The 26,338-nt window shown below is 74.5% G+C and carries 24 protein-coding genes and 7 tRNA genes; 12 read left to right on the plus strand and 19 right to left on the minus strand.

Annotated features, from left to right (window positions below):
• Positions 1-31: 31 nt before the first annotated feature.
• Positions 32-2,008 (minus strand): threonine--tRNA ligase, encoded by a 1,977-nt coding sequence (gene thrS / locus AC0666_RS22315; RefSeq protein WP_468970771.1) that lies wholly within the window; start codon positions 2,006-2,008, stop codon positions 32-34.
• Positions 2,009-2,175: 167 nt separating this feature from the next.
• Here thrS and AC0666_RS22320 point away from each other — a divergent pair, with 167 nt between their 5' ends.
• Entirely contained in the window at positions 2,176-2,652 is a 477-nt protein-coding gene (locus AC0666_RS22320; RefSeq protein ID WP_468970768.1) for a GNAT family N-acetyltransferase, read from the plus strand.
• A 15-nt stretch (positions 2,653-2,667) separates the two neighbouring features.
• On the opposite strand, the gene AC0666_RS22325 is transcribed toward AC0666_RS22320, so the two are convergent.
• Both AC0666_RS22325 and AC0666_RS22330 read right to left on the minus strand, forming a co-directional pair.
• The gene (locus AC0666_RS22325; protein ID WP_468970765.1) at positions 2,668-3,897 is read right to left on the minus strand and encodes a hypothetical protein; all 1,230 of its coding nucleotides are present in this window, start codon (positions 3,895-3,897) and stop codon (positions 2,668-2,670) included.
• Entirely contained in the window at positions 3,897-4,487 is a 591-nt protein-coding gene (locus AC0666_RS22330; RefSeq protein WP_468583726.1) for a DUF4365 domain-containing protein, read from the minus strand. Before AC0666_RS22330 ends, AC0666_RS22325 begins: the two co-directional genes overlap by 1 nt.
• A gap of 217 nt (positions 4,488-4,704) precedes the next feature.
• On the opposite strand from AC0666_RS22330, the gene AC0666_RS22335 reads away from it, so the two are divergent.
• The gene (locus tag AC0666_RS22335) at positions 4,705-5,430 is read left to right on the plus strand and encodes a 3'-5' exonuclease (protein ID WP_361719332.1); all 726 of its coding nucleotides are present in this window, start codon (positions 4,705-4,707) and stop codon (positions 5,428-5,430) included.
• A gap of 83 nt (positions 5,431-5,513) precedes the next feature.
• Here the strand turns inward: AC0666_RS22335 and AC0666_RS22340 are convergent.
• Both AC0666_RS22340 and AC0666_RS22345 read right to left on the minus strand, forming a co-directional pair.
• Positions 5,514-5,585 (minus strand) — tRNA-Val (locus AC0666_RS22340).
• A 39-nt stretch (positions 5,586-5,624) separates the two neighbouring features.
• Complete coding sequence (locus AC0666_RS22345; protein ID WP_468583728.1) at positions 5,625-6,098, minus strand: SRPBCC family protein; 474 nt, start codon at positions 6,096-6,098, stop codon at positions 5,625-5,627.
• Positions 6,099-6,222: 124 nt separating this feature from the next.
• Here AC0666_RS22345 and AC0666_RS22350 point away from each other — a divergent pair, with 124 nt between their 5' ends.
• On the plus strand, positions 6,223-8,661 hold the full coding sequence (locus AC0666_RS22350) for an SCO7613 C-terminal domain-containing membrane protein (RefSeq protein WP_478708169.1): 2,439 nt from the start codon (positions 6,223-6,225) through the stop codon (positions 8,659-8,661).
• A gap of 68 nt (positions 8,662-8,729) precedes the next feature.
• Here AC0666_RS22350 and AC0666_RS22355 read toward each other — a convergent pair.
• Positions 8,730-8,801 (minus strand) — tRNA-Val (locus tag AC0666_RS22355).
• A gap of 60 nt (positions 8,802-8,861) precedes the next feature.
• A complete protein-coding gene (locus AC0666_RS22360) occupies positions 8,862-9,308 on the minus strand; it encodes a TIGR02611 family protein (protein WP_478708170.1) in 447 nt (148 codons plus the stop codon).
• 177 nt (positions 9,309-9,485) lie between these two features.
• On the opposite strand from AC0666_RS22360, the gene AC0666_RS22365 reads away from it, so the two are divergent.
• Both AC0666_RS22365 and AC0666_RS22370 read left to right on the plus strand, forming a co-directional pair.
• Entirely contained in the window at positions 9,486-9,899 is a 414-nt protein-coding gene (locus tag AC0666_RS22365; protein ID WP_030011909.1) for an SsgA family sporulation/cell division regulator, read from the plus strand.
• Between the two features lie 227 nt (positions 9,900-10,126).
• Positions 10,127-10,741 (plus strand): CGNR zinc finger domain-containing protein, encoded by a 615-nt coding sequence (locus tag AC0666_RS22370; protein ID WP_361719255.1) that lies wholly within the window; start codon positions 10,127-10,129, stop codon positions 10,739-10,741.
• Here AC0666_RS22370 and AC0666_RS22375 read toward each other — a convergent pair.
• Both AC0666_RS22375 and AC0666_RS22380 read right to left on the minus strand, forming a co-directional pair.
• Positions 10,700-10,879, minus strand: a complete 180-nt coding sequence (locus AC0666_RS22375) for a hypothetical protein (RefSeq protein ID WP_361719258.1) — start codon at positions 10,877-10,879, stop codon at positions 10,700-10,702. The genes AC0666_RS22370 and AC0666_RS22375 overlap by 42 nt on opposite strands.
• Before the next feature lie 164 nt (positions 10,880-11,043).
• Positions 11,044-11,505, minus strand: a complete 462-nt coding sequence (locus tag AC0666_RS22380) for a hypothetical protein (RefSeq protein ID WP_468583733.1) — start codon at positions 11,503-11,505, stop codon at positions 11,044-11,046.
• 119 nt (positions 11,506-11,624) lie between these two features.
• Between AC0666_RS22380 and AC0666_RS22385 the strand changes: the two genes are divergently transcribed.
• The gene (locus tag AC0666_RS22385; RefSeq protein ID WP_361719264.1) at positions 11,625-12,125 is read left to right on the plus strand and encodes a DsbA family protein; all 501 of its coding nucleotides are present in this window, start codon (positions 11,625-11,627) and stop codon (positions 12,123-12,125) included.
• 49 nt (positions 12,126-12,174) lie between these two features.
• Here the strand turns inward: AC0666_RS22385 and AC0666_RS22390 are convergent, their stop codons facing one another.
• The 3 genes from AC0666_RS22390 to AC0666_RS22400 are packed head-to-tail and all read right to left on the minus strand — an operon-like array spanning position 12,175 to position 14,956.
• Complete coding sequence (locus AC0666_RS22390; RefSeq protein WP_468583734.1) at positions 12,175-12,999, minus strand: GNAT family N-acetyltransferase; 825 nt, start codon at positions 12,997-12,999, stop codon at positions 12,175-12,177.
• Positions 13,000-13,059: 60 nt separating this feature from the next.
• Entirely contained in the window at positions 13,060-13,884 is an 825-nt protein-coding gene (locus AC0666_RS22395) for an aminotransferase class IV (RefSeq protein ID WP_468583736.1), read from the minus strand.
• A gap of 16 nt (positions 13,885-13,900) precedes the next feature.
• The gene (locus AC0666_RS22400; RefSeq protein WP_468583737.1) at positions 13,901-14,956 is read right to left on the minus strand and encodes a chorismate-binding protein; all 1,056 of its coding nucleotides are present in this window, start codon (positions 14,954-14,956) and stop codon (positions 13,901-13,903) included.
• A 181-nt stretch (positions 14,957-15,137) separates the two neighbouring features.
• Here AC0666_RS22400 and AC0666_RS22405 point away from each other — a divergent pair.
• The 5 genes from AC0666_RS22405 to AC0666_RS22425 all read left to right on the plus strand — a co-directional run bounded on the left by AC0666_RS22405 (position 15,138) and on the right by AC0666_RS22425 (position 15,611).
• Positions 15,138-15,210, plus strand: a tRNA-Gly gene (locus tag AC0666_RS22405).
• 39 nt (positions 15,211-15,249) lie between these two features.
• Positions 15,250-15,323: transfer RNA gene (locus tag AC0666_RS22410), tRNA-Cys, on the plus strand.
• Position 15,324: 1 nt separating this feature from the next.
• Positions 15,325-15,396, plus strand: a tRNA-Val gene (locus AC0666_RS22415).
• Between the two features lie 19 nt (positions 15,397-15,415).
• A tRNA-Val gene (locus tag AC0666_RS22420) sits at positions 15,416-15,487 on the plus strand.
• A gap of 49 nt (positions 15,488-15,536) precedes the next feature.
• A tRNA-Val gene (locus tag AC0666_RS22425) sits at positions 15,537-15,611 on the plus strand.
• Positions 15,612-15,662: 51 nt separating this feature from the next.
• Here AC0666_RS22425 and AC0666_RS22430 read toward each other — a convergent pair.
• The 3 genes from AC0666_RS22430 to AC0666_RS22440 form a co-directional block, all read right to left on the minus strand.
• Positions 15,663-15,965: a TFIIB-type zinc ribbon-containing protein gene (locus AC0666_RS22430; RefSeq protein ID WP_361719275.1), complete on the minus strand. Its 303-nt coding sequence runs from the start codon at positions 15,963-15,965 to the stop codon at positions 15,663-15,665.
• A gap of 65 nt (positions 15,966-16,030) precedes the next feature.
• Positions 16,031-17,032: an aminoglycoside phosphotransferase/kinase family protein gene (locus AC0666_RS22435; RefSeq protein WP_468970750.1), complete on the minus strand. Its 1,002-nt coding sequence runs from the start codon at positions 17,030-17,032 to the stop codon at positions 16,031-16,033.
• Positions 17,033-17,267: 235 nt separating this feature from the next.
• Positions 17,268-17,453, minus strand: coding sequence for a hypothetical protein (locus tag AC0666_RS22440; RefSeq protein ID WP_037797219.1), 186 nt, complete (start codon positions 17,451-17,453; stop codon positions 17,268-17,270).
• Between the two features lie 544 nt (positions 17,454-17,997).
• On the opposite strand from AC0666_RS22440, the gene AC0666_RS22445 reads away from it, so the two are divergent.
• Positions 17,998-19,197 (plus strand): serine/threonine-protein kinase, encoded by a 1,200-nt coding sequence (locus AC0666_RS22445; protein WP_468583739.1) that lies wholly within the window; start codon positions 17,998-18,000, stop codon positions 19,195-19,197.
• Between the two features lie 4 nt (positions 19,198-19,201).
• On the opposite strand, the gene AC0666_RS22450 is transcribed toward AC0666_RS22445, so the two are convergent.
• The 4 genes from AC0666_RS22450 to cbiE form a co-directional block, all read right to left on the minus strand.
• Positions 19,202-20,026 carry a TrmH family RNA methyltransferase gene (locus AC0666_RS22450; RefSeq protein ID WP_361719283.1) on the minus strand — a complete coding sequence of 275 codons (825 nt, stop codon included), beginning with the start codon at positions 20,024-20,026 and terminating at the stop codon, positions 19,202-19,204.
• 58 nt (positions 20,027-20,084) lie between these two features.
• Positions 20,085-21,341, minus strand: coding sequence for a uroporphyrinogen-III C-methyltransferase (gene cobA / locus AC0666_RS22455; RefSeq protein ID WP_468970746.1), 1,257 nt, complete (start codon positions 21,339-21,341; stop codon positions 20,085-20,087).
• Between the two features lie 319 nt (positions 21,342-21,660).
• Positions 21,661-24,804 carry a nicotinate-nucleotide--dimethylbenzimidazole phosphoribosyltransferase gene (cobT, locus tag AC0666_RS22460; protein ID WP_478708171.1) on the minus strand — a complete coding sequence of 1,048 codons (3,144 nt, stop codon included), beginning with the start codon at positions 24,802-24,804 and terminating at the stop codon, positions 21,661-21,663.
• 288 nt (positions 24,805-25,092) lie between these two features.
• Complete coding sequence (gene cbiE / locus AC0666_RS22465) at positions 25,093-26,298, minus strand: precorrin-6y C5,15-methyltransferase (decarboxylating) subunit CbiE (protein ID WP_468970740.1); 1,206 nt, start codon at positions 26,296-26,298, stop codon at positions 25,093-25,095.
• Positions 26,299-26,338 lie beyond the last annotated feature (40 nt).

Raw genomic sequence — 26,338 nt, forward strand, 5'->3', positions numbered from 1 at the left:
TACGCGCCTGACGCGTCGGACGCGCCCGACGTCAGACCTGGACGCGGTCCTCGACGACCTTGGCCAGCTTGGCCAGCGCCTCGTCCTTGGGGATGCCGTTCTCCTGCGAACCGTCGCGGTAGCGGAAGGAGACGGTGCCCGCGGCCATGTCCTCGTCCCCGACGATGATCATGAACGGCACCTTGAGCTTCTGGTGGTTCCTGATCTTCTTCTGCATGCGGTCGGAGGAGGCGTCCACCTCGACCCGCAGGCCCTTCTTCTTCGCCTCGGCGGCGAACTCCTGCAGGTACTCCACATGGCCGTCGCCGATCGGGATGCCGACCGCCTGGACCGGGGCCAGCCACGGCGGCATGGCGCCGGCGTAGTGCTCCAGCAGCACCGCGAAGAACCGCTCGATGGAGCCGAACAGCGCGCGGTGGATCATGACCGGGCGCTGGCGCGAGCCGTCGGACGCGGTGTACTCCAGGTTGAACCGCTCCGGCAGGTTGAAGTCCAGCTGGACGGTCGACATCTGCCAGGTGCGGCCGATGGCGTCGCGCGCCTGTACCGAGATCTTCGGGCCGTAGAACGCCGCACCGCCCGGGTCGGGGGTCAGCGGGAGGCCCTGCTTCTCGGCCACCTGCTGGAGGACCGCGGTGGCCTCCTCCCAGACCTCGTCCGAGCCGACGAACTTCTCCGGGTCCTTGGTGGACAGCTCCAGGTAGAAGTCGGTCAGACCGTAGTCGCGCAGCAGGTTCAGCACGAAGGTGAGGGTGCGGTCGAGCTCCTCGGCCATCTGCTCACGGGTGCAGTAGATGTGCGCGTCGTCCTGGGTGAAGCCCCGGGCCCGGGTCAGGCCGTGCACCACGCCCGACTTCTCGTACCGGTACACGGTGCCGAACTCGAACAGGCGCAGCGGCAGTTCGCGGTAGGAGCGGCCGCGCGCGTCGAAGATCAGGTTGTGCATCGGGCAGTTCATGGGCTTGAGGTAGTAGTCGGTACCACCGTCGAGCTGCATGGGGGGGTACATGCCCTCCGCGTACCAGTCCAGGTGGCCGCTCTTCTCGAAGAGGGTGCCCTTGGTGGCGTGCGGGGAGTAGACGAACTCGTAGCCCTCCTCCTCGTGCCGGCGGCGCGAGTAGTCCTCCATGGTCCGGCGGATGATGCCGCCGCGCGGGTGGAAGACGGCGAGGCCGGAGCCGATCTCGTCCGGGACGGAGAAGAGGTCCAGCTCGTTGCCGAGCTTGCGGTGGTCGCGCTTCTCGGCCTCGGCGAGGAAGTCGAGGTGCGCCTTCAGCTCCTCCTTCGAGGGCCACGCGGTGCCGTAGATGCGCTGGAGCATCGGGTTCTTCTCGCTGCCGCGCCAGTAGGCGGCGGCGTTGCGCATCAGCTTGAAGGCCGGGATGGTGCGGGTGGTGGGCAGGTGGGGACCGCGGCAGAGGTCCTTCCAGCACAGCTCGCCGGTCTTCGCGTCGAGGTTGTCGTAGATGGTCAGCTCGCCGCCGCCCACCTCGACGTTCGCCCCGTCGTCGGTGGAGGCGGAGCCCTTGATGCCGATGAGCTCCAGCTTGTACGGCTCGTCCGCGAGCTCCTCGCGGGCGGCCTCGTCGGTGACGACGCGGCGCGAGAAGCGCTGGCCGCGCTTCTGGATCTCCTGCATCTTCTTCTCGATGGCCTTGAGGTCATCGGGGGTGAAGGGCTTGGCGACGTCGAAGTCGTAGTAGAAGCCGTCCCGGACCGGCGGGCCGATGCCCAGCTTGGCCTCGGGGAACAGCTCCTGCACGGCCTGCGCCATGACGTGCGCGGTCGAGTGGCGCAGGATGTTCAGGCCGTCCTCGGAGGAGATCTCCACCGGCTCGACGGTCTCGCCGTCCTGCACGGCGTAGGCAAGGTCCTTGAGCTCGCCCGCCACCCGCGCGGCGACGACAGTGCGCTCGCCGGCGAAGAGCTCGGCCGCCGTAGTGCCCGTGGCCACCACGCGCTCGTCCCGCTCGGAATCGCGTTGGATGATCACACGGACGTCTGACACCGGTCTCTCCTGACTCTGGGGGCACCTCCCGGCGTGAGCCGAGGGAGGAATGCGCGAGCGAACGCTGCGCGCCTGAATCGTACCGAGCCGAGTGGCTGCGCCGCTAAACGGTTATCGCCCGCCGGTACGGTGGGATCTTCGCCCGCTGCCCGAAGGGACCTCCCCGTATGCCGAGCCTGCCCGTCCGCCCGCTGGACCTGGCCGACGACGCGACCGCCGCCGCGGTGCACCGGATCGGCCGGGCCGCGTACGCGGTGGAGGCGCAGCTGATCGGCTTCGACGGCATCCCGGCCCTGCGCGAGAGCCTCGCGGAGCTGCGGGGGCGGCCGCTGCACTGGCGGGGGGCCGTCGCGGCGGGCGGGGAGCTCGCCGGCTTCCTCGCCTGGGAGGACGAGCCGGACGGCAGCGTGTGCCTGGACCGGCTGTGCGTGGACCCGGCCTGGTTCCGCCGGGGCGTCGCCTCGCTCCTGCTGCGCCACCTGCTGACCGAGGCCCTGCCCGGCCGCCGGATCACCGTCACGACCGGCGCGGCGAACACCCCGGCGGTCACCTTGTACGAACGCCTCGGCTTCACCCGCGGCGAGGACTTCTCCCCCGCCCCCGGCCTGGTGATGGCCTCGTTCACACGCGCCGCGGAGGACTGAGGACGAGCGGGGGCCCTAGTCGTCCGACGGCAGGACGTCCGTGGGGTCGAGGGACTCGTCCAGGGACTTCATGAGGCGGTCGCGTTCCACCTCGTCGAGGGGGACGGGCGTGACATCGGCGGCTTCCGCCAGCCGCCGGAAGCCGCCGCGGCGCTGCAGGCGGCCGCTGATCCGGATCGGCAGGCCCACCAGATGGGCGTGGCCCGCCACCCGGTACGCCTCCTCGTCGAGCACCGCCCGTACGTACGGGACCTCCGCGCCCGCCAGCACCCGCAGCCGTATGGTCCCGCCGCCCCCCGGCGCGGACCTGCGCATGCGGACCACCGCCCCGGCCACCCGCACCGGTACCGCCGGCTCTTCGCGGGTGTAGCGGGCCGCCGCCTCCCGGAGCACCGGCAGGTCCCCGGGGGAGAACTCCACCGGCTCCGGCCGGGCCGCGCACCCCGCCGGAACCCCGGCGGCGGGCGCCCAGGCGAGCGCGATCCGGGCTCCCTCCGAGCCGCGCACCAGCGAGATCAGCGCGTCGGCGAGCTCCCGGCTGACGCCCGCCTCCACGGCGGCGTCGAAGGCCTCCATGCCGCCGGTGGCGCGCCGGTAGTCCACGGCTTCACGGGCCGCGTGCAGGGCGTGGTGCAGCCGCGTCACGGTCCCCCGCCCCCCGTCCACCGGGACGTACGCGGTGAGTCGGCGGCCGCCGGGGGCCGGGCCCACCAGGACCCCGTCCAGGCTCCGCTCGGCCTGGGCGCGGTGCCGTGCCCCGTAGTAGCCGGCCCGTGCCCGGTCGGCCAGGGCTCCGGCCAGCAGGAGCTGCCGGGCGGCCGAGCGCAGCTGCTCCTGCACCGTCCAGGCGGCCTCGCCCCGGGGCCCGTACAGCCCTTCGGGGCCCTGCGCGATCTGCCGCTCCCAGCGGATCTCGTCGCTGGGCACGCTCAGCCCGTAGAGCACCTCCCGCGCCGACGGCAGCCCGCTGTGCGACAGCGCGGTGAGGGCCTCCTCCAGCAGGTCGGTGCAGTCGGGGAAGGCCCGGCTCTCGGGGACGAGGAGGCTCGTGCCCGGGCGGCCGGGCGGTGTCCAGCGCCCGTACCGGCCGGCCGCCCCGCCCCGGCGCTGCCAGCCGTGCCGGTGCAGCAGCGCGCCCAGTACGGCCGGGTCGACGTGCAGGGGGTCGGGCGTCCCCGGCTCCGCGAAGTCGGCGTACTCCGAAGGGGACGACAGCGGTTCGAGGTGCGGTGCGTGCCAGTGCATCAGGGTGTCCCTCCCGACCCGACCCGGGTCATGATCTCGCACAGCGCACGGTCGTCGAAGATCCGCGTGGTGGGGATCCGTACGGTGGTCCGGCGCCGGCCGGTCACGGGGTGTCCGGCGAGGTTGGTCCAGTAGCAGCAGTGCCGCAGGTCGAGCCGGTCGTGCCCGGCGGACAGCCACTGGTCGCGCTCGCGCGGGACGAGCATCACGACGAGGATCTTGTGGACGGCGACCGGGGTGCGGGCCAGCTTCACCAGGTGCTCGTTGTCGAGGGTGAAGGCGAAGGTGGGCCCCGGCGGTCGCGGTGCGATCTGGTAGGTCGCCTTCAACTGCACCTTGATGGTGACCTCGTCGTCGACGACGTGTTCGGGCGCGCCGTGGCTGACCTGCCAGTCGATCCCGTTGTCCGGGAAGGGCTGGGAGAGCGAGCAGCCGGCCGCGGCCGCGACGGCGTGGAGGTAGCCCACCTGGAGGGTCTCCATGCAGGCGGTGGTGGCGAGTGTGCCGCGCAGCAGTCCGCTCCGCGGATCGCTCCGCGGATCGATCCGCCCCTGCAGCACCCCGCCCGGTTCGGGCTGCGCGAGCGCCATGGCCGGCTCCCCTTGCCTTCCGGGCTTGCCGTGTGAGGGGGGATGGGAGGGGGCGGGGTTGACGACCGCTCATGTGCACGGCCCCCCGGGGAAGTTGTCTCCGTACCGGAGGGGCCGCAAACGGCGTACGGCGCAAACAGGCCGGGTATCACCGACTCGGGCAAGGGCGGCGTGATCGGTGCGCGCCCATCTGCCGATCGGGGACGAGGAGTTCGCCATGACGCGCTGGTACGAGGGACCGCTGGCCGCATTCGACACGGAGACGACCGGGGTGGACGTGGAGCAGGACCGGATCGTGTCCGCCGCTCTCGTCGTGCAGGAGTGTGCGGGCGGCCGGGTCCGCTCCACCCGCTGGCTGGTCAATCCGGGTGTCCCCGTGCCCCCGGAGGCCACGGAGGTGCACGGTCTGACCGACGACCACCTGCAGCGCAACGGGCGGTGGCCCGCGCCGGTCATGGAGGAGATAGCCCGTGCACTCGGGGAACAGCAGGTGGCGGGGCGGCCGGTGGTGGTGATGAACGCGCCTTTCGATCTGACGCTGCTGGACCGGGAGTTGCGGCGCCACCGGGCCTCGACCCTGGCCCGGTACCTGGACAACCGGCCTTTGACGGTGCTGGATCCGCGGGTGCTCGACAAGCACCTGGACCGGTACCGCAAGGGCCGCCGCACGCTGACGGACCTGTGCGCGCACTACGGGATAGAGCTGGAGGGCGCGCATGACGCGGCCGTGGACGCGCTGGCCTCCCTGGAGGTCGTCCGGGCGGTGGGGCGCCGGTTCGCGGGCCGCCTGGAGCGGCTGACCCCGGCCGAACTGCACACCCTGCAGGCGGTGTGGCATGCGGCGCAGGCGCGCGGCCTGCAGGCGTGGTTCGCCCGCCAGGGCACGCCGGAGGCGGTGGATCCGCACTGGCCGCTGCGGCCGGAGGTGTCGGCGGCGGCGTGAGGACGGTCCCGGGGAACGCTCTCGGGGAACGGTCCCGGGAATGCGGAAGGCCGGTCCGTCGATGACGGACCGGCCTGTCCCGGTGGGCGATACTGGGATCGAACCAGTGACCCCTTCGGTGTGAACGAAGTGCTCTCCCGCTGAGCTAATCGCCCGGGAACGGACTGAACAATACAAGAGGCACCGGGTCTGGTTCAAACCGCTTCCGGCGGGGCCGCCAGATGCGCCGCGAGGGCGTTGCGCCCGGCCCGCATCATCAGGGCGTGGTTGAGCCGGAAGACGGGCCGTGCGGGCAGCGCCAGCGTCCGCAACAGCGGCCGGCGCACTTCGACCTCCTGCTCGTACAGCGCCCGCGTGCCCTCGCCGCCGGGGCCCCGGCGCGGGCGTACGGTCCACCGGGCCCAGCCCTCGATGTCGCCGTGCAGGGCCGCCTCCAGGACGCCCCGCGCGGGATCGCTCAGCAGTCGGGTGGCGGTCATCCGGATCTCGTACGGGAACACGGAGCGGATGCACAGGGCGCTGCTGCGCCCGTCGATCGCCTCGGCCCGGCGGACCTGGGGCCACCAGCGCGGGTACTGGCCGGCCTGCTCCAGTACGGAGTAGACGCGTGCGGGCGGGGCGTCGAGGTCCCACACGCTGCGGAAGCGGTAGCGGCTCCAGCGGTGCATGCCTCCAGTCTGGCCCGCCGCAGCCCCCGGTATGCGCTACTCCCCCGCTTCCGCGGGTACTCAGGGCGGATCTGAGTACGGACCCCCATGGCCCCGCGGGCGTGAGCGGGGCCACACTCCGGGCATGGCACCTCCACCACCCGACATGCCCCGGCCGCCCGACATGCCGCTGCCGCCCGCCGAGGAGTTGGCGCTCATCGACCGGGAGCTGGCCCAACTCGACCACCGCCGCTCGTACTTGCTCGCGCGCCGGGAGTGGCTGCTGCGGCTGCCGGTGCCGGCCGGATGGCCCGCGCCCGCACCTGCGCCCACGCGTCCGAAGGAGGCCTCGGCCCCGGGCGCGCAGAACGTGCTGCTGACCCTGGGCGCGGTGCTGCTGGCGGTGGCGGCGCTGGCGTTCACGCTGCTCAGCTGGGGCTCGCTGGGCATCGCCGGGCGCTCGGCCGTCCTCGCGCTGGTGACCGCGGGGGCGCTCGGTGCGCCCGTGCTGCTGCTACGCCGCGGGCTGCGGTCCACGGCGGAGTCGGTGGCGGCCGTGGGGCTGCTGCTGACGGTGCTGGACGCGTACGCGGTGTACGCGGTCGGCGTGCCGGACGCGGACGGCACGGCCTACGCCGCAGGTGCGGCCGCGGTGCTGGCTGCGGTGTGGGCAGGCTACGGCCGGGCGGCGGCGAAGCTGGCCCTGCCCTGGCCGGCGGCGGTCCTGGCCGCGCAGCTCCCGCTGCCGCTGGCCGCGGCGGCCTCCGGCGCGGGCGGGGTGGGGCTCGGCTGGGCGCTGCTGGTGACGGCGGCGCTGGACGCGGCCCTCGCGCTCGCGGCCGCCGGGTCCCGGCTGGCCGGGCTGGTCCGGCTTGCCTGGGTGCTGGCCGCGGCGCTCGGGGCGGGGGCGCTGCTGACCGGCCTTTCGGGCGTGCCCGGGGCGCTCTCGGCGGGAGCGGCGGCGGGTCCGGCGGCGCTGCTGGGGGGCTGCGCCGTGCTGGGGGTCGCGGTGGCCTGGCGGGAGCCCTCGGCGTCGGGCGCCGCACTGGCGGGCGGCCTGGCGGCGGTGGCGGCGGCCGGCGGGACGCTGCGGCCGGAGCTGGCTCCGGACTGGGCGGTGGTGGTCCTCCTGCTGCTCGCGCTGCCGCTGCCGGCGGTGGGAGCGGCGAGCGGGCTGCCGGCGGCGGTCCGGCGGGGCCTCACCCGGGCGGGGGCGGGGGTGGCGGCCCTGGCCGTGCTCTGGGCGCTGTCCGCGGCGGCGCTGCGCCTGGCCTCCCGGGCGGAGGTGCTGCGCGAGGTGTGGGCGGCGACCACCCCGGTGCCCCAGCCGTGGGGGCCGGGCCCGGCCGCGGCGGTGGCCCTGCTGGTCGCGGCGGCGGCCGGCTGGGCGGCGGCGCGGGCGCTGCCGTACCGGGAGCCGGCGGTGGTCGCGGTGGTGTGCGGCTGGGCGGCGGCGCGGGCGCTGCCGTACCGGGAGCCGGCGGTGGTCGCGGTGGTGTGCGGCTGGGCCGGGCTGTTCACCGCGCCGATGTTCCTCGGGCTGCCGGTGGCGGTGGTGCTCGCGGCGCAGCTGGCGGTGACGGCGGCCGCCGGTGTGGGCGCGCTGCGGGTGGCGGGCGGGCCCGGGGTCGCGGCGGGGGTGTGCGCCCTGGTCGGAACCGTGGACGTGTCGGTGGCCGCGCTGGACGGGCGTACGGCCACCGTGGCGGTGCTCGGCCTGCTGAGTGCGGGCAGCGCGGCAGCGGCGGCGTACGGGGCCGCTGCGGGCCGTGTGCGGGCCTGCGGGGCGGGACTGGCCGTCGGGTACGCGGGGGCGACGGCGGCGGCGCTGAGCGCACTCTGGGGGCTTGCGCCGGCCTGGTGGGGGCTGCCCCTGCTGGTCGTCCCGGCGGCAGTCGCGGCCCTCGGTCCGCGGCTGGGGGCCGTGCGGGTTCCGGCCGAGGTCGCGGCGGGGGCGGTCGGTCTGGGGGCGCTGCTCCTGGCGGGCTCGGCGGGGCCGGCCCGGCCGCTGTCGGCGCTGGTGTGCGCGCTGGCCGGGGTGGTCTGCGCCGGCGCGGCGGTGCGGCCGGAGCGCCGTTCGCTGGGCTGGGCGGCCGGGGTGCTGGGGGTGGCGGCCGCCTGGATCCGGCTGGCGGCGTCCGGTGTCGCCGTACCGGAGGCGTACGCCCTGTCGGCGACCTTGCCGGCGCTCGCCGTGGGCTACCTGCGCCGCCGGCGGGACCCGCAGGCCTCTTCGTGGACCGCGTACGGGCCCGGACTGGCCGCGACGCTGCTGCCGAGCCTGGCCGCGCTCTGGGGCGATCCGCACTGGCTGAGGCCGCTGCTGCTCGGCGGTGCGGCGCTGGGCGTGACACTGGCGGGCGCGCACCGGCGGCTCCAGGCCCCGCTGGTGCTCGGAGGCGCCGCCCTGGCCGCGGTGGCGGTGCACGAGCTGGCCCCGTACGTGGTCCAGGTGGTCGGCGCGCTGCCGCGCTGGCTGCCGCCGGCGCTGGCCGGGCTGCTGCTCCTGCTGGTGGGGGCCACGTACGAGAAGCGGCTGCGCGATGCGCGGCGGCTGCGGGCGGCCCTCGGACGCCTGCGCTGAGGCCCCTGCGGGGACGGGAACGCCAAGGGCCCGGAGACTTCGAGAAGTCTCCGGGCCCTTGGTCCGGGTGGGCGATACTGGGTTCGAACCAGTGACCCCTTCGGTGTGAACGAAGTGCTCTCCCACTGAGCTAATCGCCCGGACGCACCGCAAACATTACCCCATGTCAGCGGTGCTCCAGGACCACCCTCGGCGGGGCATCACTGGTCCTTGAGGTTCCAGGGCATCGTGAGGCCGTACTTCCACACGTAGAAGCCGATCAGCGCGCCCGCGATCACGAGGCCGACGGTGGTCAGGATGATGTTGCGGCGGCGGACCTTCGGGTCGAGGGCCTTCTTGGCGGCCTCGGTGACCTTGCGCTTGGTCCAGCGCAGCACGAGGTGCGCCCAGGCGAACTCGGTGGCCCAGATCGCCAGGCCCGCGAAGATCGCCACCCAGCCGGGGCCCGGCAGCACGAGCATGGCCACACCGGCGCCGATGACGGCGAGTCCCACGACGAACACGCCGACCTGCCAGCTCAGGTGCAGGGTGCGTCGTCTCTTGATGAAGTCGGGCGCCTTCGACACGTGCAGCTCGTGTTCCTCGGCGTGCTCGGTGCTCTGGTCGCCTGCGGGCTCGTGGGCCCCGTGGTCACTCCCCGTATTCATGAGCCCGAATCTACCGGAGCCTGAAGCACACGTGAAAGGTCGTTCGGATCCGCCGTCCGAGGGACCCAGAGGTCCGCAAAACGGTCAGAGGGGTTTACAACGGCACCGTAGGTGGCATGTCGATTTCGCCGACGTGCGAATCCCCGAGCGCACACTGAGCGAAAGGCCCTGGCGCTTATGAACACCACGGTCAGCTGCGAGCTGCACCTGCGCCTCGTTGTGTCGAGCGAGTCTTCACTGCCTGTTCCCGCGGGCCTGCGGTATGACACGGCCGACCCCTACGCCGTGCACGCCACCTTCCACACCGGCGCCGAGGAGACGGTCGAATGGGTATTCGCCCGTGATCTCCTCGCCGAGGGCCTGCACCGGCCCACCGGAACCGGAGACGTCCGCGTCTGGCCGTCCCGCAGCCACGGTCAGGGCGTCGTCTGCATCGCCCTGAGCTCACCGGAGGGAGAAGCGCTGCTCGAAGCACCCGCACGAGCACTCGAATCGTTCCTCAAGCGGACGGACGCCGCGGTTCCCCCCGGGACCGAGCACCGGCATTTCGACCTCGACAAGGAGCTCTCCCACATCCTGGCCGAAAGCTGAGCCAGGCCCACCCCAGCCCGACACCGTCCGACTCGGGGCGACGGTGCGGGCCGGACCACCACATACGGCAAGCAGCGGCGCTGTTCTCGCGGGAGCCACCTGCGAGGACGGCGCCGGTGCGGTTTTCGGGGTGGGCCACGTCCCGGCGGCGGCCGGGGGAGCTAGAGTCGGCCCCCACCGGCGGCATGGAACCGTCGCCGCAGGCCCGGCCCCAGGGAGCGACCCCCGTGCAGATTCCCCACGACACCCGTCGCGCGCTCGACGTCGTCGTCGCGCTGGTGAACACCGCGGCCGAGGCGGACCAGCCCGACGGGCTGGCGGACATCGGCTCGCTGCGCGCCTTCGTCCGCGAGTACGAGATCAGCGACGTCGGCGAGCTCGGCGCCCGCGACCTCGCCGGGGTGCGGACGGTACGCGGCAAGTTCGCCCAGGTCTTCGCTGCGCCCACCGCGCGCGCCGCATCCCAGCTGATCAACGAGCTGGTCGCCACGGCCGGCACCACCCCGCAGCTGACCGACCACGACGGCTACGACTGGCACGTCCACTACTTCGCGCCGGGCGCCTCCCTCGGGGACCACCTGGCGGCCGACGGCGGCATGGCGCTCGCGTTCATCGTGGTCTCCGGGGAGCAGGAGCGGCTGCGCCGCTGCGAGGCCCCCGACTGCCGGCGGGCCTTCGTGGACCTCTCGCGCAACCGCTCGCGGCGCTACTGCGACAGCCGGACCTGCGGGAACCGGCTGCACGTGGCCGCGTACCGGGCGCGTCGCAAGGAGGCCGACGCGGGACCGGAGGCGGCCCTGTCAGAGCAGGAACAGGTCATGAACGGCAGCCAGCAGCAGTAGGGTGCCGATCACCCCGAGGAAGATCATCAGGGGTGGCTGGGAGAGCGCGAAGAGGCAGCCTCGCGGCTCCTCGGCGACCGGGGCGGGGACCGGTGCCGGCGTCGGAACCGGCGGTTCACCCTGCGATGTGTCGAGCATGTCGGGCCGATGATGGCGCAGGGCGCCTGCGGACGTACCCCAACACGCCCTTGTCCACGCGGGGGTTCACCCCTTCTCGTGGACCCTCGGCGGATCCGCCCGCCGTCCTCGCGTTCCGTGCTTCGGGTCCCGCGCCGGCGATCCCGCGCTCGGGATCCCGTGCTTCAGATCCCGTGCTTCTTCAGGATCGCCTCGATGTCGGAGAAGTCGTCCGCGGGGGGCTGCGAAGCCGCCGGGGTGCGGCCGGCCGGTGACGGCGTGGAGGCGCCGGGGGCGACGGCCTGGTGCGCGGGGCGGCCCTTGGCCGGGTCGGCGGCCCTCTCGCCCTTGGCGAGGCCGCGGCGCTCGACGGCGCGGGTGGTGGCGAAGAGCAGCCAGGCCAACCCGAGCAGCCCGAAGCCGATCCAGACGGTCGGCTTGAAGACGACGTCGGACAGCCACGCGACGACACCCGTCAGCACGAGCGCCACCGGCACCAGCGCGTACGCCGTGATCCGGGTGGCCGCCAGGAAGCGCCTGCGGTAGGCGGTCACCGCGGCGACGCCCAGGCCGGCCGCGGACACCGCGGAACATATGGTCTCGGCCAGCATGCTGTCCTCCAGGTCCGGGCGGTCCGTCCCCTCCATCGTGCACCGGGCACCGTCGTACAGGCCATGCGCCGGGCCGATCTCCGGGACATCTCCGGGTCGCCCCGGGGGCAGAGCCCGCGGCGGTCGCCGGGCCGGGGGGCTGGGAGACTGTCCGTATGACCGATTCCGTGATCCTCGACGTCTGGTGCGAGCTCCAGTGCCCGGACTGCCACCGCGCCCTGGACGACGTACGCGCCCTCCGGGCCCGCTACGGTGACCGGCTGGACATCCGGCTGCGCCACTTCCCGCTGGAGAAGCACAAGCACGCCTTCGCGGCGGCGCAGGCCGCCGAGGAGGCCGCCGAGCAGGGGCAGGGCTGGCCGTACACGGAGGCCGTACTGGCCCGCACCGCGGAGCTGGCCGAGCGCGGCGAGGCCGTGCTGCTGGACGTGGCGCGCGAACTCGGCCTGGACGTGGAGGAGTTCGACACCGCCCTGATCGACGGGCGGCACATCCTGATCGTCGACGCCGACCAGGCCGAGGGCAAGGCCATCGGCGTGACCGGCACCCCGACGTACGTGATCGGCGACCAGCGCCTCGACGGCGGCAAGAGCCAGGACGGCCTGCGCGCCCGGATCGAGGAGATCGCCGACCGGCTGCTCGCCGGAGGCAGCTGACCGCCGGCGGGCAGCCGACCGCCGGGACCGCCCGCCGGAGCCGGGCCCGCTAGAGCAGGTCCTTGGAGAAGTGGAAGACGGTCGGCCGGTAGCCGAGGGACTCGTAGAGCCGCAGGGCCGGCGTGTTGCCGCTGAACACGTGGAGGCCGAGGAGGCGGTGGCCCGCGGCGACGGCGGTGCGCTCGGCGAACAGCATCAGGGCGCGGCCGTGGCCCCTGCCCCGGTGCTCCGGCGCCACGGCCACGTCGTAGACGTACGCGCCCTGCTCGTTCGGCGCCAGCCACAGGTGGCCGACGGGCGCGCCCGCCGCCTCCAGCACGGCGAGGGTCACACCGGGGGTGGCCAGGCCCTGGGGCAGTTGGCGTTCGTGGTCGGCCGCGGCCTTGGCGCGGGCGGCCTCGGCGGACATCCCGCGGCTGGTCCAGTCGGCGGCGTAGCCCCGCAGCGCCTCGGCGAACCAGGCGGTGTACTCGGCCTGCGTCATGGGACGGCCGGTGACGCCGCCGCCCAGAGCCGGCGGCTGCGCCGGGAGCTCCTTGACCATGTTGCGGCCCTGCTCCGCGTACCCGAGCGCCTCGGCCATGCGCAGCCCGCCCGCCGATCCGGCCGGGACGGACACCCGGACCGCGCGGCACCCCCAGCCCCGCAGCACCTCCTCGGCGGCGAGGGCCCCCACCGTCGCCCGGCCCCGGCGGCGGTCGGGCTCGTCGACGGCCAGGTCCCGGATCTCGCCGACCGTCGGCCCGAAAGGCGTGTCACAGGCCGCCACCAGGGCGCCGACGCGCCTGCTGTTGACCCGGATCTCGTACGGGCGCGAGCGCGCGCCGCCGGTGCTCTGCTGAAGCGGCCCGCTCGGCCGCAGGGTGGTGGTCATCAGTCGAGTTCTACCCCTCCCCGCGGCCCGTACGACAGTCGTTTAAGGGCGGGCAGGAGGTTACGGGTCGAGGTCCTCCCCGGAGCGGGCGTCGAAGATCCGCATCGCCTCGGCGGTGACCGGACCGGGGGCCGCCGCGGACGGCGTGTGCCCGTCGACGCGGTGGACGGCCTGGACATCGCGCAGGGTGGAGGTCAGGAAGACCTCCTCGGCCTGCTGGAGGGCCTCGAAGGGCAGGTCCGTCTCCTTGGCCCCGGCCCACTCCACCACGAGGGCGCGGGTGATGCCGGCGAGGCAGCCGGACGCGAGGGGCGGGGTGTGCAGTTCGCCGTCCAGGACGACGAAGACGTTGGAGCCGGTGCCCTCGCAGAGCTGCCCGACGGTGTTCGCGAACAAGGCCTCCGAGGCCCCGGCCCGGTGGGCGGCGGCCAGCGCGACCACGTTCTCGGCGTACGAGGTGGTCTTCAGGCCGGTCACGGCGGACCGCTCGTTGCGCACCCAGGGGACGGTGATCGTGGCGGTGGTGTCCGGCCGGCGGGTGGTCTCGCCGACGGCGACGACCAGCGTCGGGGCGGCCTCGCCGCGGTCGGAGCCGAGCGGGGAGACACCGCCGGTGTAGGTGATGCGCAGTCGGCCGAGCGGCACCGGATTGGCCTCCAGGACGGCCGCGCAGGCGCGGCGCACCTCGTCGTGGTCCGGGTCGGGCAGCCCGAGCCCGCGGGCCGAGCGGGTCAACCGCTCCAGGTGGCGGGTGAGCGCGAAGGCCTTGCCCCGCTCCGCCTTCAGCGTCTCGAACACTCCGTCGCCCACGGTCAGCCCGTGGTCGAACACGGACACCTGTGCGCTGTCGGCGTCCCGCAGCGCGCCGTCGAGCCAGATCCTCACCGTACGATCCCTCCGCTCACCCAGGGGTACCTGTCACCGCATGGGCTCCTGACGCTACCTGGAGCAGGCGGGCGGCCTTCAGTTCGGTCTCCGCCCATTCGCGCTCGGGGTCGGAGCCCCAGGTGATGCCCGCGCCGGTGCCGAAGAGCAGCCGGGGGCCGCCGGGGGCCTGGCGGTCGATCCAGAAGGTGCGGATGCCGACGGCGAGCTCGCCGGTGCCGCGGTCGGCGTCGACCCAGCCGATGCCGCCGCAGTAGGGGCCGCGGGGGGCGGTCTCCAGGGCTTCGATGATCCGCAGCGCGGAGGACTTGGGGGCGCCGGTGACGGAGCCGGGCGGGAAGGTGGCGGCGAGCAGCTCGGGCCAGCCGGCGCCGTCGGCGAGCTCTCCGCCGACGGTGGAGACGAGGTGGACCAGGCCCGGGTGCTCCTCCACGGCGCACAGCTCGGGGACGGTGACGGAGCCGGTGGCGCAGACCCGCCCGAGGTCGTTGCGGACCAGGTCCACGATCATCACGTTCTCGGCGTGGTCCTTGGGCTGGAGGTCGGCGGCGGTACGGCCGGTGCCCTTGATGGGGCCGGACTCGACGTGGCGGCCCGCCCGGCGCAGGTAGAGCTCGGGGGAGGCGGTGGCGATCTCGACGCCGTGGGCCGGCAGGCGAATCGTTCCTGCGTAGGGGGCCGGGTTGCCGCGGGCGAGCAGGGCGGTGAGGGCGTCGACGTCGGCGCGGGCCGGGTCGGGCAGCGGCGCGGACATCACCCGGCAGAGGTTGGCCTGGTAGACCTCGCCGGCGGCGATGTGCTCGCGGATGCGCCGTACGCCGGCCGTGTAGGCCGCGCGGTCGAGCGAGGAGGACCACCGGTCGACGGCGGGACCCCGCCAGGCCCCGGGGACGGGCGCGGGCACCGGGTCGGGGCGTATGTCCCCGAAGCGCGCACAGACCAGCCGCCCCTCGAAGTCGGCTGCCACCGCCCAGAAGCCGGCGGAGTCGAGGGCGGAAGGGTCGCTGGTGACGTCGCGGAGGTCCGTCGCGAGGAGGCCGCCGAAGCGGGCCAGGGGAAGCAGGTCGTGCACGGCTGCGAGTCTATGACCGGCGGGGCGGCGGCGCCGGTGCGGTGACGGTCGGGTGACCGGCCGTGATCGAGCGGCAGCACGCTGCGGAAACGCGTTTTTGAGCTGGCCCGGTAATCCGCTAGAGTTCAACACGTCGCCAGGGAGCGAAGGGGCCGAAACCCCGGAGTGAGCCCGGTGACCTGCGGACGTAGCTCAGTTGGTAGAGCACCACCTTGCCAAGGTGGATGTCGCGAGTTCGAGTCTCGTCGTCCGCTCGAAGTGGGGGATCTTCCCGAGAACCCCTGCAGCTCCATGGTGGAGTGGCCGAGAGGCGAGGCAACGGCCTGCAAAGCCGTCTACACGGGTTCAAATCCCGTCTCCACCTCCAAGGACGATTAGCTCAGCGGGAGAGCGCTTCCCTGACACGGAAGAGGTCACTGGTTCAATCCCAGTATCGTCCACTGGTCCGCAAGGACCCCCGCGCGATTAGCTCAGCGGGAGAGCGCTTCCCTGACACGGAAGAGGTCACTGGTTCAATCCCAGTATCGCGCACGCAGTATCCTGCAGTACCTGTTCCACCTGCGGCTTCACAGCCGTACCCGCGCGATTAGCTCAGCGGGAGAGCGCTTCCCTGACACGGAAGAGGTCACTGGTTCAATCCCAGTATCGCGCACCACCGGAAAGCCCCGGCCGTCTCGACGGCCGGGGCTTTCGCGTGCCCTGCGGGTCAGGAGGAGAACAGCATCCGGCCGAAGCCGCCGCGGTGGTGGCCGTGGTGGCCGTGGCCGCCGTGGTGCGGGGCACCCCAGGCGGGCGCCGGGGCGGCGTGCGGCGCCGGATAGGGGGCCGGCGGCGCGGCGGGCGGGGGGACCTGGCCGTACTGGGCCGCCGTGTACTGCGACTCCAGGCGGGTCAGCGCCTCCAGCTCGCCGTAGTCGAGGAAGATGCCGCGACAGCCGCTGCACTGCTCAATCTGAACGCCGTTGCGGTTGTAGGTGTGCATCATCGCGTGACACTTCGGACACTGCATGACCGGATCAACTCCTCGCCGTCTGCGTCGACACCGGATGCATGCCCGGTGGCGTGAAGCTCACCCTACGACGGAGCCCCCGGCTCCAAGTCGGGCGGGAGGGTGGCTATTCGGGTACAGGACTCCACCATCAGCCGTTCCACGTCATCGAGTCGGCGGTGCTTTTCTGCCGCTTTGGCCAGCGCCAGCGCCGCGGTCTGTACGGTGAGGGCCCGGGCGGGGACATCGAGTTCCGGCCACGGGTCCGAGCCGGGCGGCCCGGCAGCCGGCCCTCCGGCGGCCCGGTAGGCGTCGAGGAAGCGGACCCAGGTGCCGGAATCGAGCAGCCCTGCGGCGTACCAGGCCGCGGGGCGGGCCAGGTCCCAGGCGGGGGCGCCGACCCCGAGGTCGTCGACGTCGATGAGCCGCCACTCCCCTGCCGCGCCCGGGCCCCCCTTGCCCGGGGCCCGCCTGCCCGGGGCTTCCTTGACCGGGCCGCGCACCAACTGCCCCAAGTGCAGGTCCCCGTGGCACAGCCTCCCGCCCGGCGGGGCGGGCTCCTCGCCCCGGGCCCACGCGGGCAGGGTGCGGGCCGCGGCGCGCACGTGCTCGGCGGGGCCCGGCGTCTGCGGGTGCGGCGGAGCCTGCGCCAGGCGGCGCAGGGCGCGGGCGACCTTGGCGGGGCCGCGCATCGGGGGCACGGGACCCGGCAGGCGGTGGACCGGTACGTGATGCAGGGCGGCCAGCAGCCGTCCGGCGGCCTCCCAGGGGGCGTCCCCCGGCCGCTCCGGGTCCACGGGGGCGCCGTACGGCCAGAGCGTCACCGGGCGGCCGTGGAGGCGGCGGACCTCGGTGCTGAGCGGGGGCAGCAGCACGCCGGCCAGCGCCTCGTCCGCGGCGATCCGCATCCGGACCGCGAGGCCCTCCCGGTCACTGTCCCCGGCGTGCGCCTTGGCCACGGCGGCGCCGCACCGCACGACGGTCCCGTCCTCGCGGTCCGCGAGCAGCTCGTACGGCCGCGGCACGGGCGCGGCGGGCAGGGTGGCGGCCGCGAGGGCTGCGAGGGCCGCGGGCAAGGACGTCGGCATGGGATCCCCGGGGTCGGGCGGTGGCGCCGGGCCCGGCAGCGGGCCCGGCGTGATCGTACGCCCTGCGGGGGCCGCACGACCGTACGCCTGCGCGGCATCAAAAAGGGTGCTGCCCGTGCGACTCCCCAGTCGCACGGGCAGCACCCTTCACCTGCCGTCCGTCGCCGCGCCCCCGTCCCCACGGGGTGCGACAGGCGATGTCTGCCCGGGCCGCTCTCCCGGGCTCGGGCGCCGCTCAGCGCCCGAGCATCACACCGACGGACGACGCTTGTGCCGCCACCTGGTCGAAGCCTCCGAAGAGGAAGAGCAGGAGGGCGGCCAGGGGGAGCACCATGGCCGCGGCCACCAGCGGGTGGCGCGTACCGGACTCGTGGCCGTTGAACGCGAATGCCTTGCGCCCCTGCCGTGCGATGTCCGCCATGGTCCTCTCCCTGTGTCGGCAGCGGTGGGCTTGTGACCTCGGGGGACGAGTGCGCCACCCACCGCTTGTCCTCAACACTAGGCGGGCGGGCACCCCCCGGCGTCCTGCCTTCGTACCCCTTGACAGGCCTCCAGGAGGATGACGGCTCCCTCCCCGTGTACTCCCCTGGGTGGAGATCGGCCCCCCGTTGTAGGGGTCATCCCCGAGGGGGTGACCGGAGGGTGGTGACTTCGCTCACTTGCGTCACTCCCCGCGCATGCGTCTCCGCCTACGGGGTACACAACAAGATCACCCCGTCCGGCCGCGCCCCGCGTGCGCCCGTCGGCCGCCCCCGACCCCGGCTGCCGCCCCAATCCCCTTGGGGGCAAGGCTCTTTGGGGCAGTCGGCACGCGGTGCCCGGCGACCGGGCGGGAGGGCTGAGGAACCCTCAAGTGGGCGATGACGCACAGACGATCGATTCCTCCGGCGAGGGCGCGGCCTCTGAGCGCTCGTGGCGGATGGTCCGTAAGCTGTGCCACGTCAACAGGACGACCGGTCAGCGGGGTGGACATGGCGATGATGCGGCTCCGGCGCGAGGACCCGCGTGTCGTCGGCTCGTTCAGACTGCACCGGCGGCTCGGCGCCGGGGGCATGGGCGTGGTCTACCTGGGCTCGGACCGGCGCGGCCAGCGCGTCGCGCTCAAGGTGATCCGCCCGGATCTGGCCGAGGACCAGGAGTTCCGCTCCCGCTTCGCGCGCGAGGTGTCCGCTGCCCGGCGGATCCGCGGCGGGTGCACCGCTCGCCTGGTGGCCGCGGACCTGGAGGCGGAACGGCCGTGGTTCGCCACCCAGTACGTGCCCGGGCCCTCCCTGCACGACAAGGTGGCCGAGGAAGGCCCCCTGACGGCCGCGCAGATCGCCGCGATCGGCGCCGCGCTGTCCGAGGGACTGGTCGCCGTGCACGAGGCGGGGGTCGTCCACCGCGACCTGAAGCCCTCGAACATCCTCCTGTCCCCCAAGGGGCCCCGGATCATCGACTTCGGGATCGCGTGGGCCACCGGCGCGAGCACCCTCACCCATGTGGGCACCGCCGTCGGCTCCCCCGGCTTCCTCGCCCCCGAGCAGGTCCGCGGGGCCGCCGTCACCCCGGCCACCGACGTCTTCGCCCTCGGCGCCACCCTGGCCTACGCCGCGACCGCCGACTCCCCCTTCGGGCACGGCAGTTCCGAGGTCATGCTGTACCGCGTGGTGCACGAGGAGCCGCACCTGCACGGGGTCCCGGACGCGCTCGCACCCCTCGTACGGGCTTGCCTGGCCAAGGATCCCGAGGACCGGCCCAGCACGCTCCAGCTGTCGATGCGGCTCAAGGAGATCGCGGCCCGGGAGGCCCAGGGCCTGTCCGACGGCCGCCCGCCGGCCCCGCGCGTACGGGCCGAACGGCCCACCGGGCGGCTCCCCGAGCAGTACGCCGACCAGCGCACGGAGCGGCGTACCGGCGGCACTCCCGCGCCCCAGGGACAGCCCAAGGGCCCGCACAGCGGACCCCACTCGCGGCCCTCGTCCTCCCGGAACCCCGCCGGGGGCCAGGGACCGTCCTCCCGCCCGACCGCGGGGCGTACGGGGGGCCGCCCGGCGCCCCGGACCACGGGGACGGGACGGCGCCCGTCGCGGCCTGACCCGAAGCTGATGCGGCAGCGGCTGATCGTGTTCGTCGTGGTGACGCTGATCGTGGCCCTGGGCATCGCCGCCGCCCAGAAGTTCTGACCCGTCAGGGCTGCTGCGGCGGGCGGGTGGCGTAGAAGGCGACCGCCGAGGCGGCTGCCACGTTCAGGGAGTCGATGCCCTCCGCCATCGGGATCCGGACCCACTCGTCGGCTGCGCGCAGGGCGTACGTCGACAGACCGTGTCCCTCGGAGCCCAGCATGATCGCCGACCGCTCGAAGCGCTCCGGCGGGACCTGGTCCAGCGGGGTGGCCTTCGGACTCGGCGTCATGGCCAGGATCCGGTAGCCCGCCTCGCGGACCTTCTCCAGGTCGGCGGGCCAGGCGTCCAGTCGTGCGTACGGGACCGAGAAGACGGACCCCATCGAGACCTTGATGGCCCGCCGGTAGAGCGGGTCGGCGCAGTCCGGGGACAGCAGTATCGCGCTGATGCCGAGGGCGGCGGCGCTGCGGAACGCGGCGCCGAGGTTGGCGTGGTCGACGAAGCCCTCGAACACGGCGATGCGCCGGCCCGCGCCCTCGTCCGCGAGGAGCTCGGCGGGGGCGGGCAGCGGCTTGCGCTGCATCGAGGCGAGGGCGCCGCGATGCACGTGGTAGCCGGTGACGCGTTCGGCGAGCTCCGGGGTGACGGCGTAGACGGGGGCGGGCAGTTCGTCGATGACATCGCGCATGACGTCGACCCATTTGGCGGAGAGCAGCATCGAGCGCATCTCGTACCCGGCGTCCTTGGCGCGTCTGATGACCTTCTCGCCCTCGGCGATGAACAGGCCTTCCGCGGGCTCGCGGCGCCGCCGGAGCTCGACGTCGGTCAGGCCCGTGTAGTCGTGCAGCCGCGGGTCGTCGGGGTCTTCGACGGTGATGAGATCTGCCACGGGGTGATACTGCCTTGTCCTGGGTGTGGTGCCAACGGCCCTGCGGGGCGGCGGCGGTTCAGACGTTCGGGGTTCCGGCGTTCGGGGCCGCGGCGGTCGGGGCTGCGGCATGCGGGGTTCCGACGCGGACGACCTCGCCGATGACGATGACGGCCGGCGGGCGGACCTCCTGTGCGCGGACGGTCTCGCCGACGGTGGCGAGGGTGGCGTCCACCCGGCGCTGGGTGGCGGTGGTGCCCTCCTGGACGACCGCCACGGGGGTGTCGGCGGCGCGGCCGTGCCGGACCAGCGCCTCGGCGATCAGGCCGATCTTGTCGACGCCCATCAGGATCACCAGGGTGCCGGTGAGCTTGGCGAGGGAGGCCCAGTCCACCAGCGAGCGCGGGTCGTCGGGGCCGACGTGGCCGCTGACCACGGTGAACTCGTGGGCGACGCCGCGGTGGGTGACCGGGATGCCGACGGCGCCGGGCACGGAGATGGAGCTGGAGATGCCGGGGACGACGGTGCAGGAGATCCCCGCCTCGGCGAGCGCCTGGAGCTCCTCCATGCCCCGCCCGAAGACGTACGGGTCGCCGCCCTTGAGCCGGACCACTGCCTTGCCCGCCTTGGCGTGCTCGATCAGGGCGTTGTTGATGGCCTCCTGGGCCATGTAGCGGCCGTACGGGATCTTCGCCGCGTCGATGACCTCGACGTGCGGCGGCAGTTCGTCGAGCAGGTCGCGGGGACCGAGCCGGTCGGCGATGACCACGTCGGCCTCGGCGAGGAGGCGGCGGCCGCGGACGGTGATCAGGTCCGGGTCGCCCGGGCCGCCGCCGACGAGGGCGACGCCGGGGGTGTGGGAGCGGCCGGCTGTGAGGGAGCCGTCGCGCAGTCCCTCGACGACGGCGTCGCGGACGGCGGCGGAGCGGCGGGGGTCGTTGCCGCTCAGGACGGCGACGGTGACTCCCTCGACGCGGCCGGTGGCCGGGGTCCAGGCGGTGGCCGCGTCGGCGTCGTCGGCGCGCACGCACCACACGCGCCGGCCCTCGGCCTCGGCGGAGGCGCGGTCGTTGGCCTCGCGGTCCCGGGTGGCGATGAGGGCGTACCAGGCGCCGTCGAGGTCCCCGTCCTGGTAGCGGCGGCGCTCCCAGCGGATCTCGCCCGTCTCGGCCATGGCGTCCACCGACGGGGTGGCGGAGGGGGAGATCAGGACGACGTCCGCGCCGGCGGCGACGAGGGCGGGCAGGCGGCGCTGGGCGACCTGGCCGCCGCCGATGACGACGACGCGGCGGCCGGCGAGGCGCAGACCGACGGGGTACGCGGGGTGTTCGGCCATGGCGGTGCGGCTCCTGATACGGCGGTGTTCTGCGTGGCCGCTGCTGCGCTGGAGCGGCTGGTCCGGTGTGACGTGCGGTTTCGGGTGTGCGGGTCCACGATACGACCCGGCCGTTCCGCCGCTGCGCGGGGCTCGTCTCCCCACCCCGCCCCTTCCCGAAACCGGGGGCCCCGCCCCCGGGCCCCCGGCAGGGGCACGGGCCGCGCCCGGCACCCCGTTCCGGGCGCTCCGCGCCCGGTGCGCTCAAACGCCCCGCGGGCTGTGATCAGCCCTGGTGTGACGGGGTGGGGCAGGGCTCCGTGCAGCGGTGGGGTGGGGGTTACTTCTCGGTGACGCCCGCGGAGTCGAACGTGGCGACCTCGTGCATCGCGCGGGCCGCGCTCTGCACCAGCGGAAGGGCCAGCAGTGCGCCCGTGCCCTCACCGAGGCGGAGGTCCAGGTCGACCAGCGGGCGCAGGCCGAGCTTGTTCAGGGCGGCGACGTGCCCGGGCTCGGCGCTGCGGTGGCCCGCGATGCACGCCGACAGGGCCTCCGGGGCGATCGCCCGGGCCACCAGGGCGGCCGCGCCGGCGCTCACGCCGTCCAGGATCACCGGGGTGCGCAGGGAGGCCGCGCCCAGGAGGAGGCCGACGATCGCCGCGTGCTCCAGGCCGCCGATGGCCGAGAGGACTCCGATCGGGTCCGCGGGGTCCGGCTGGTGGAGTTCCAGCGCACGGCGGACGACCTCGACCTTGCGGGCGTGCGTCTCGTCGTTGATGCCGGTGCCCCGCCCGGTGACCTCCGACGGGTCGACGCCGGTGAACACCGAGATCAGCGCCGCGGACACCGTGGTGTTCGCGATGCCCATCTCACCCGTGAGCAGCGCCTTGTTGCCCGCCGCCACCAGGTCGCGGGCCGTCTCGATGCCCACCTCGATGGCCGAGACGGCCTCCTCGCGGGTCATCGCCGGGCCGGTGGACAGGTCCGCCGTGCCCGGGCGGACCTTGCGCGGGAGCAGGCCCGGCGTGGCCGGGAGGTCCCCGGCGACGCCCACGTCGATCACGCAGACCTCGGCGCCCACCTGGTTCGCGAAGGCGTTGCAGACCGCCCCGCCGCCCAGGAAGTTGGCCACCATCTGGGTGGTGACCTCCTGGGGCCAGGGGGTGACCCCCTGGGCGTGGACCCCGTGGTCACCCGCGAAGATCGCGACCGCAGCGGGCTCCGGGATCGGCGGCGGGCAGACCCGGGAGAGGCCGCTGAGCTGCGCGGAGATGATTTCGAGCATGCCCAGGGCCCCGGCGGGCTTGGTCATGCGCTTCTGGCGTTCCCAGGCCTCGCCGAGCGCCTTCGCGTCGAGCGGGCGGATGCCGGCGACGGTCTCGGAGAGCAGGTCGTGCGGCTCCTCGCCGGGCAGTGCGCGGCGTCCGTACGTCTCCTCGTGGACGACCCAGGCCAGCGGCCGGCGCTGCGACCAGCCGGCCTGCGCGAGCTCGGGCTCCTCCGGGAACTCGTCGACGTAGCCGACGCAGAGGTAGGCGACGACCTCCAGGTGCTCGGGCAGGCCCAGCTCGCGGACCATCTCGCGCTCGTCGAAGAAGCTGACCCAGCCGACGCCGAGGCCTTCGGCCCGCGCGGCGAGCCACAGGTTCTCGACGGCGAGCGCCGAGGAGTACGGGGCCATCTGCGGCTGGGTGTGCCGGCCGAGGGTGTGGCGGCCGCCGCGGGTCGGGTCGGCGGTGACGACGATGTTCACCGGGGTGTCGAGGATGGCCTCGATCTTGAGTTCCTTGAACTGCTTCGCCCGGCCCTTGGGCAGCGACTTCGCGTAGGCCTCGCGCTGGCGCTGGGCGAGCTCGTGCATCGTCCGGCGGGTCTCGGCGGAACGGATGACGACGAAGTCCCAGGGCTGGGAGTGGCCCACGCTGGGCGCGTGGTGCGCGGCCTCCAGGACGCGGAGCAGCACCTCGTGCGGGATGGGGTCGGTGCGGAAGCCGTTGCGGATGTCGCGGCGTTCACGGATGACGCGCAGGACGGCCTCGCGCTCGGCGTCGTCGTACGCGGGGGCCGGCTCGCCGGCGGAGGGCTCGACGGCTTCGGCGACCGGCTCGACGGCCGACTCTGCGGGGGCGGGCTCGGGGGCTGGCTCGGCGGCGGGCTCGGGGACCGGCTCGGCGGCGGGCTCGGTTACCGCCACCGGAGCCGGCTCCGGCTCCACGGCGGCCGCGGGGGCGGGTGCCTCGGGCTGGGCCGGAGCGGCGTCCGCCACGACGGCCACGGCCTCCGGGGCGTCCTGCGCCGCCACCGGCTCCTCGGCCACGGGCTCGGGGGCCTGGGCCACCGGTTCGGCGGGCTGGGGCGCCGGCTCGGGCTGGGGCTCGGCCGGCGCCTGCTCCGCCTGCTCCGGGGCGGCCACGGGTGCGGCCTCGACGACGGGCTCGGGCGCGGGGGCGGCGGGCTCGGCGGCCGCCACCACCGCAGCGGGCTCCGGCTCCGGCGACGCGGGCTCCGGCTCCGGCATCGGCGCGGGCTCTGCGGCCTCCCCGGGCTCGGGCTGCGCGGCTGCCACGGGCTCCGGCTGCGACGCGGGCTCGGCCACCGCGACCGGCTCCGCCTGCGGCTGGAGTTCGGGCTGCGGTTCGGGCTGCGGCTGCGGCGCGGGCTGCTGCTCCGGCTGCGGCGCGGCCTCCGCCACCGCCACGGGCTCGGTCCCCCACGGGGCCCCCGCCTGCAGCGGGATCTCGGCCGGCTGCGGAACCGGGGCGGCGGCCTGCGGGCGCGGCACGTCCAGGTACTCGGGTCCGGTGGTCGGCGGCCCCGACTGCGGGACCGGGATCGGCGCCACCGGGGTGCTCACGGCAGCGGCGACGGGCTGCGGCGCGACCGGAGCGGTGGCCGGACCCCGGTCGGCGAGGGAGCGTACGACCCCGCCGGTGGCCTCGGGTACGGGCGGCCCCATGTGCAGCGGGCGGCGGGCCGGGGCAGCGGGGGCCGCGGGGGCGGCGGGGGCCGCCGGGGGCGGGACCACGAGGCCGCCGAGGTCGAGCGCGCCGGAGTCACGGCCGCCGGCCTCGTGCGCGCCCGCGCTGTACGAGGAGTCGGCGAAGGACGGGTCGGCGAAGGAGGGCTCGGGGAAGGACGGCGCGGCCGGCGAGGGCTCGGGGTAGGCGGGCTCCGCGTAGGCGGGTGCGGCCGGCGCCTCGGGGTACTCCGCGTACGGGGCGTCGTAAGAGGTTTCGATGGGGAAGGCCGGGGCCGGCGGGACGACCTGGGGGTCGCTCCATGCGCCCTGGCCGCTCGGCATCAGCAGCAGTTCCTCGTCCTCCGGCTCGGCCGGGTTGTCCACGAGGTCCTGAAAGGCGTAACCCCCCGGGACGGGCGCGGGTGCGGCGGCGGGGTGCTGGGCCGGAGCGGGAATGCCCTGCTGATCCACCATGCCCGCATTGTCCGGGAGACCCTCGCCCGGTACCTGGCCGGTGTCAGTCATGCGTACCCCTCGCCCATCGGTGTTGCCCTCTTCGATCGCCCTGCCGCCCACGAGGCCGTCGGGCGGCGTTGCGTGCGGGGCTGCCGTGCGACGTGTCCGTCTTCGCACACACCGTGCGACAACCAGTAAGCATTGTCGCGCCCGTTAGCGACCACGGCGGCCATAACTGACATGGTCTGCTGTGGACTGCGCCACGTCGAGCGCCTTTTGACACCGTCACGCCCGACCAAACCAGGACAGTACGACCAGGGCAGTACGACGATCGGCCAGCCTACCCCGCCCTCCCGCCTAGCGGTTCACGGGGCGTTCGGCGGCCAGCAGGAAGACGACGGAACGCTCCTGTTCGTTCCACGTACGGGTGTCCAGGCCGACGGACTGGAGCAACGCGCACTCGACGGTGTAGCCGCCTTCGGTCAGCGCGCGGCCGATCGCCTCCGCCTCGTCGCGGGTGGAGGCGTGGCTGACGATCCGTTCGGGGCGGCGGTCGGCGACGGCCGCGACGACCTGGGCTCCCCCGCCGCCGACGCGGACGACGTCGGGTTCGGGCAGGTCTTCCAGTACGTGGGGCGCACGGCCGGGGACGACCCGGACCTGTACGCCGCGCTCCCGGGCGGCGGCAGTTACGCGTTCGCAGGCGCGCGGGTCGGCGTCGACGGCGATGACGGCGGCGCCGAAGGCGGCGGCCTCGGCGGCGAAGGCTCCGGAGCCCGCGCCGATGTCCCAGACGAGGTCCCCGGTGCGGGGGCCGAGACGGGCGAGCTGGGCGGCGCGCAGCTGCGCCGACTCCCCCTCGCCGGTGTCGGCCCGGGGCCGGGCCCAGCCGCGGGTGAGGGCCTGGGCCGGGTTCTGGCCGAGCAGCCAGGGCGGTTCGGCGGAGGCGGCGGCCTGGCCGGCCCCGCCGATGACGATGACCACGTTGGGGTCGCGCCAGCTGTGGTCGGGGACCTTGTCGGAGGTGAGGACGGAGACCTGCTCCTTGTCGGTGCCCAGTTCCTCGCAGATGACGAAGGTGCGGTGGACCGGCCCGAGCAGCAGGGCGAGTTCGGCGGGCCCGGCGCCGGGCGAGGTGAGGACGGCGACCTTGCCGTGGGCGCGGCAGACGTTGACGGCGCGGCGCAGGGTGCGCGGGTGGGCCACGACGACCTGGGCGTCGTCCCAGGGCATGCCGGCGCGGGCGAAGGCGGCGGCGACGGAGGACACGGCGGGGACGACCTCGACTTCGAGGCCGTGCTCCGGAGCGCGCAGGGTGCGTACGACACCGAAGAAGCCGGGGTCGCCGTCGGCGAAGACGACGGCGGTGCCGCGGTGGCCGGCGATGCGGCGGGCGGCCAAGCCGAGGCTGCCGAGGCGGATGCGTTCGGCGGCGGGCGGGACCTCGGGCAGTGCGAGGTGGTGGGCGGCGCCGGCCACGAGGGTGGCTGCGGAGAGCGCGGACCGGGCGGCCGCGGTCAGGGCGGAGCCGTCCCAGCCGATCACCGTGACCCGGTCGGCCATCGTCGTCAGTCTCCTGGGGTGGGGGCGGGCGCGGGGATGC

The sequence above is a fragment of the Streptomyces sp. NPDC043680 genome (assembly GCF_056436685.1).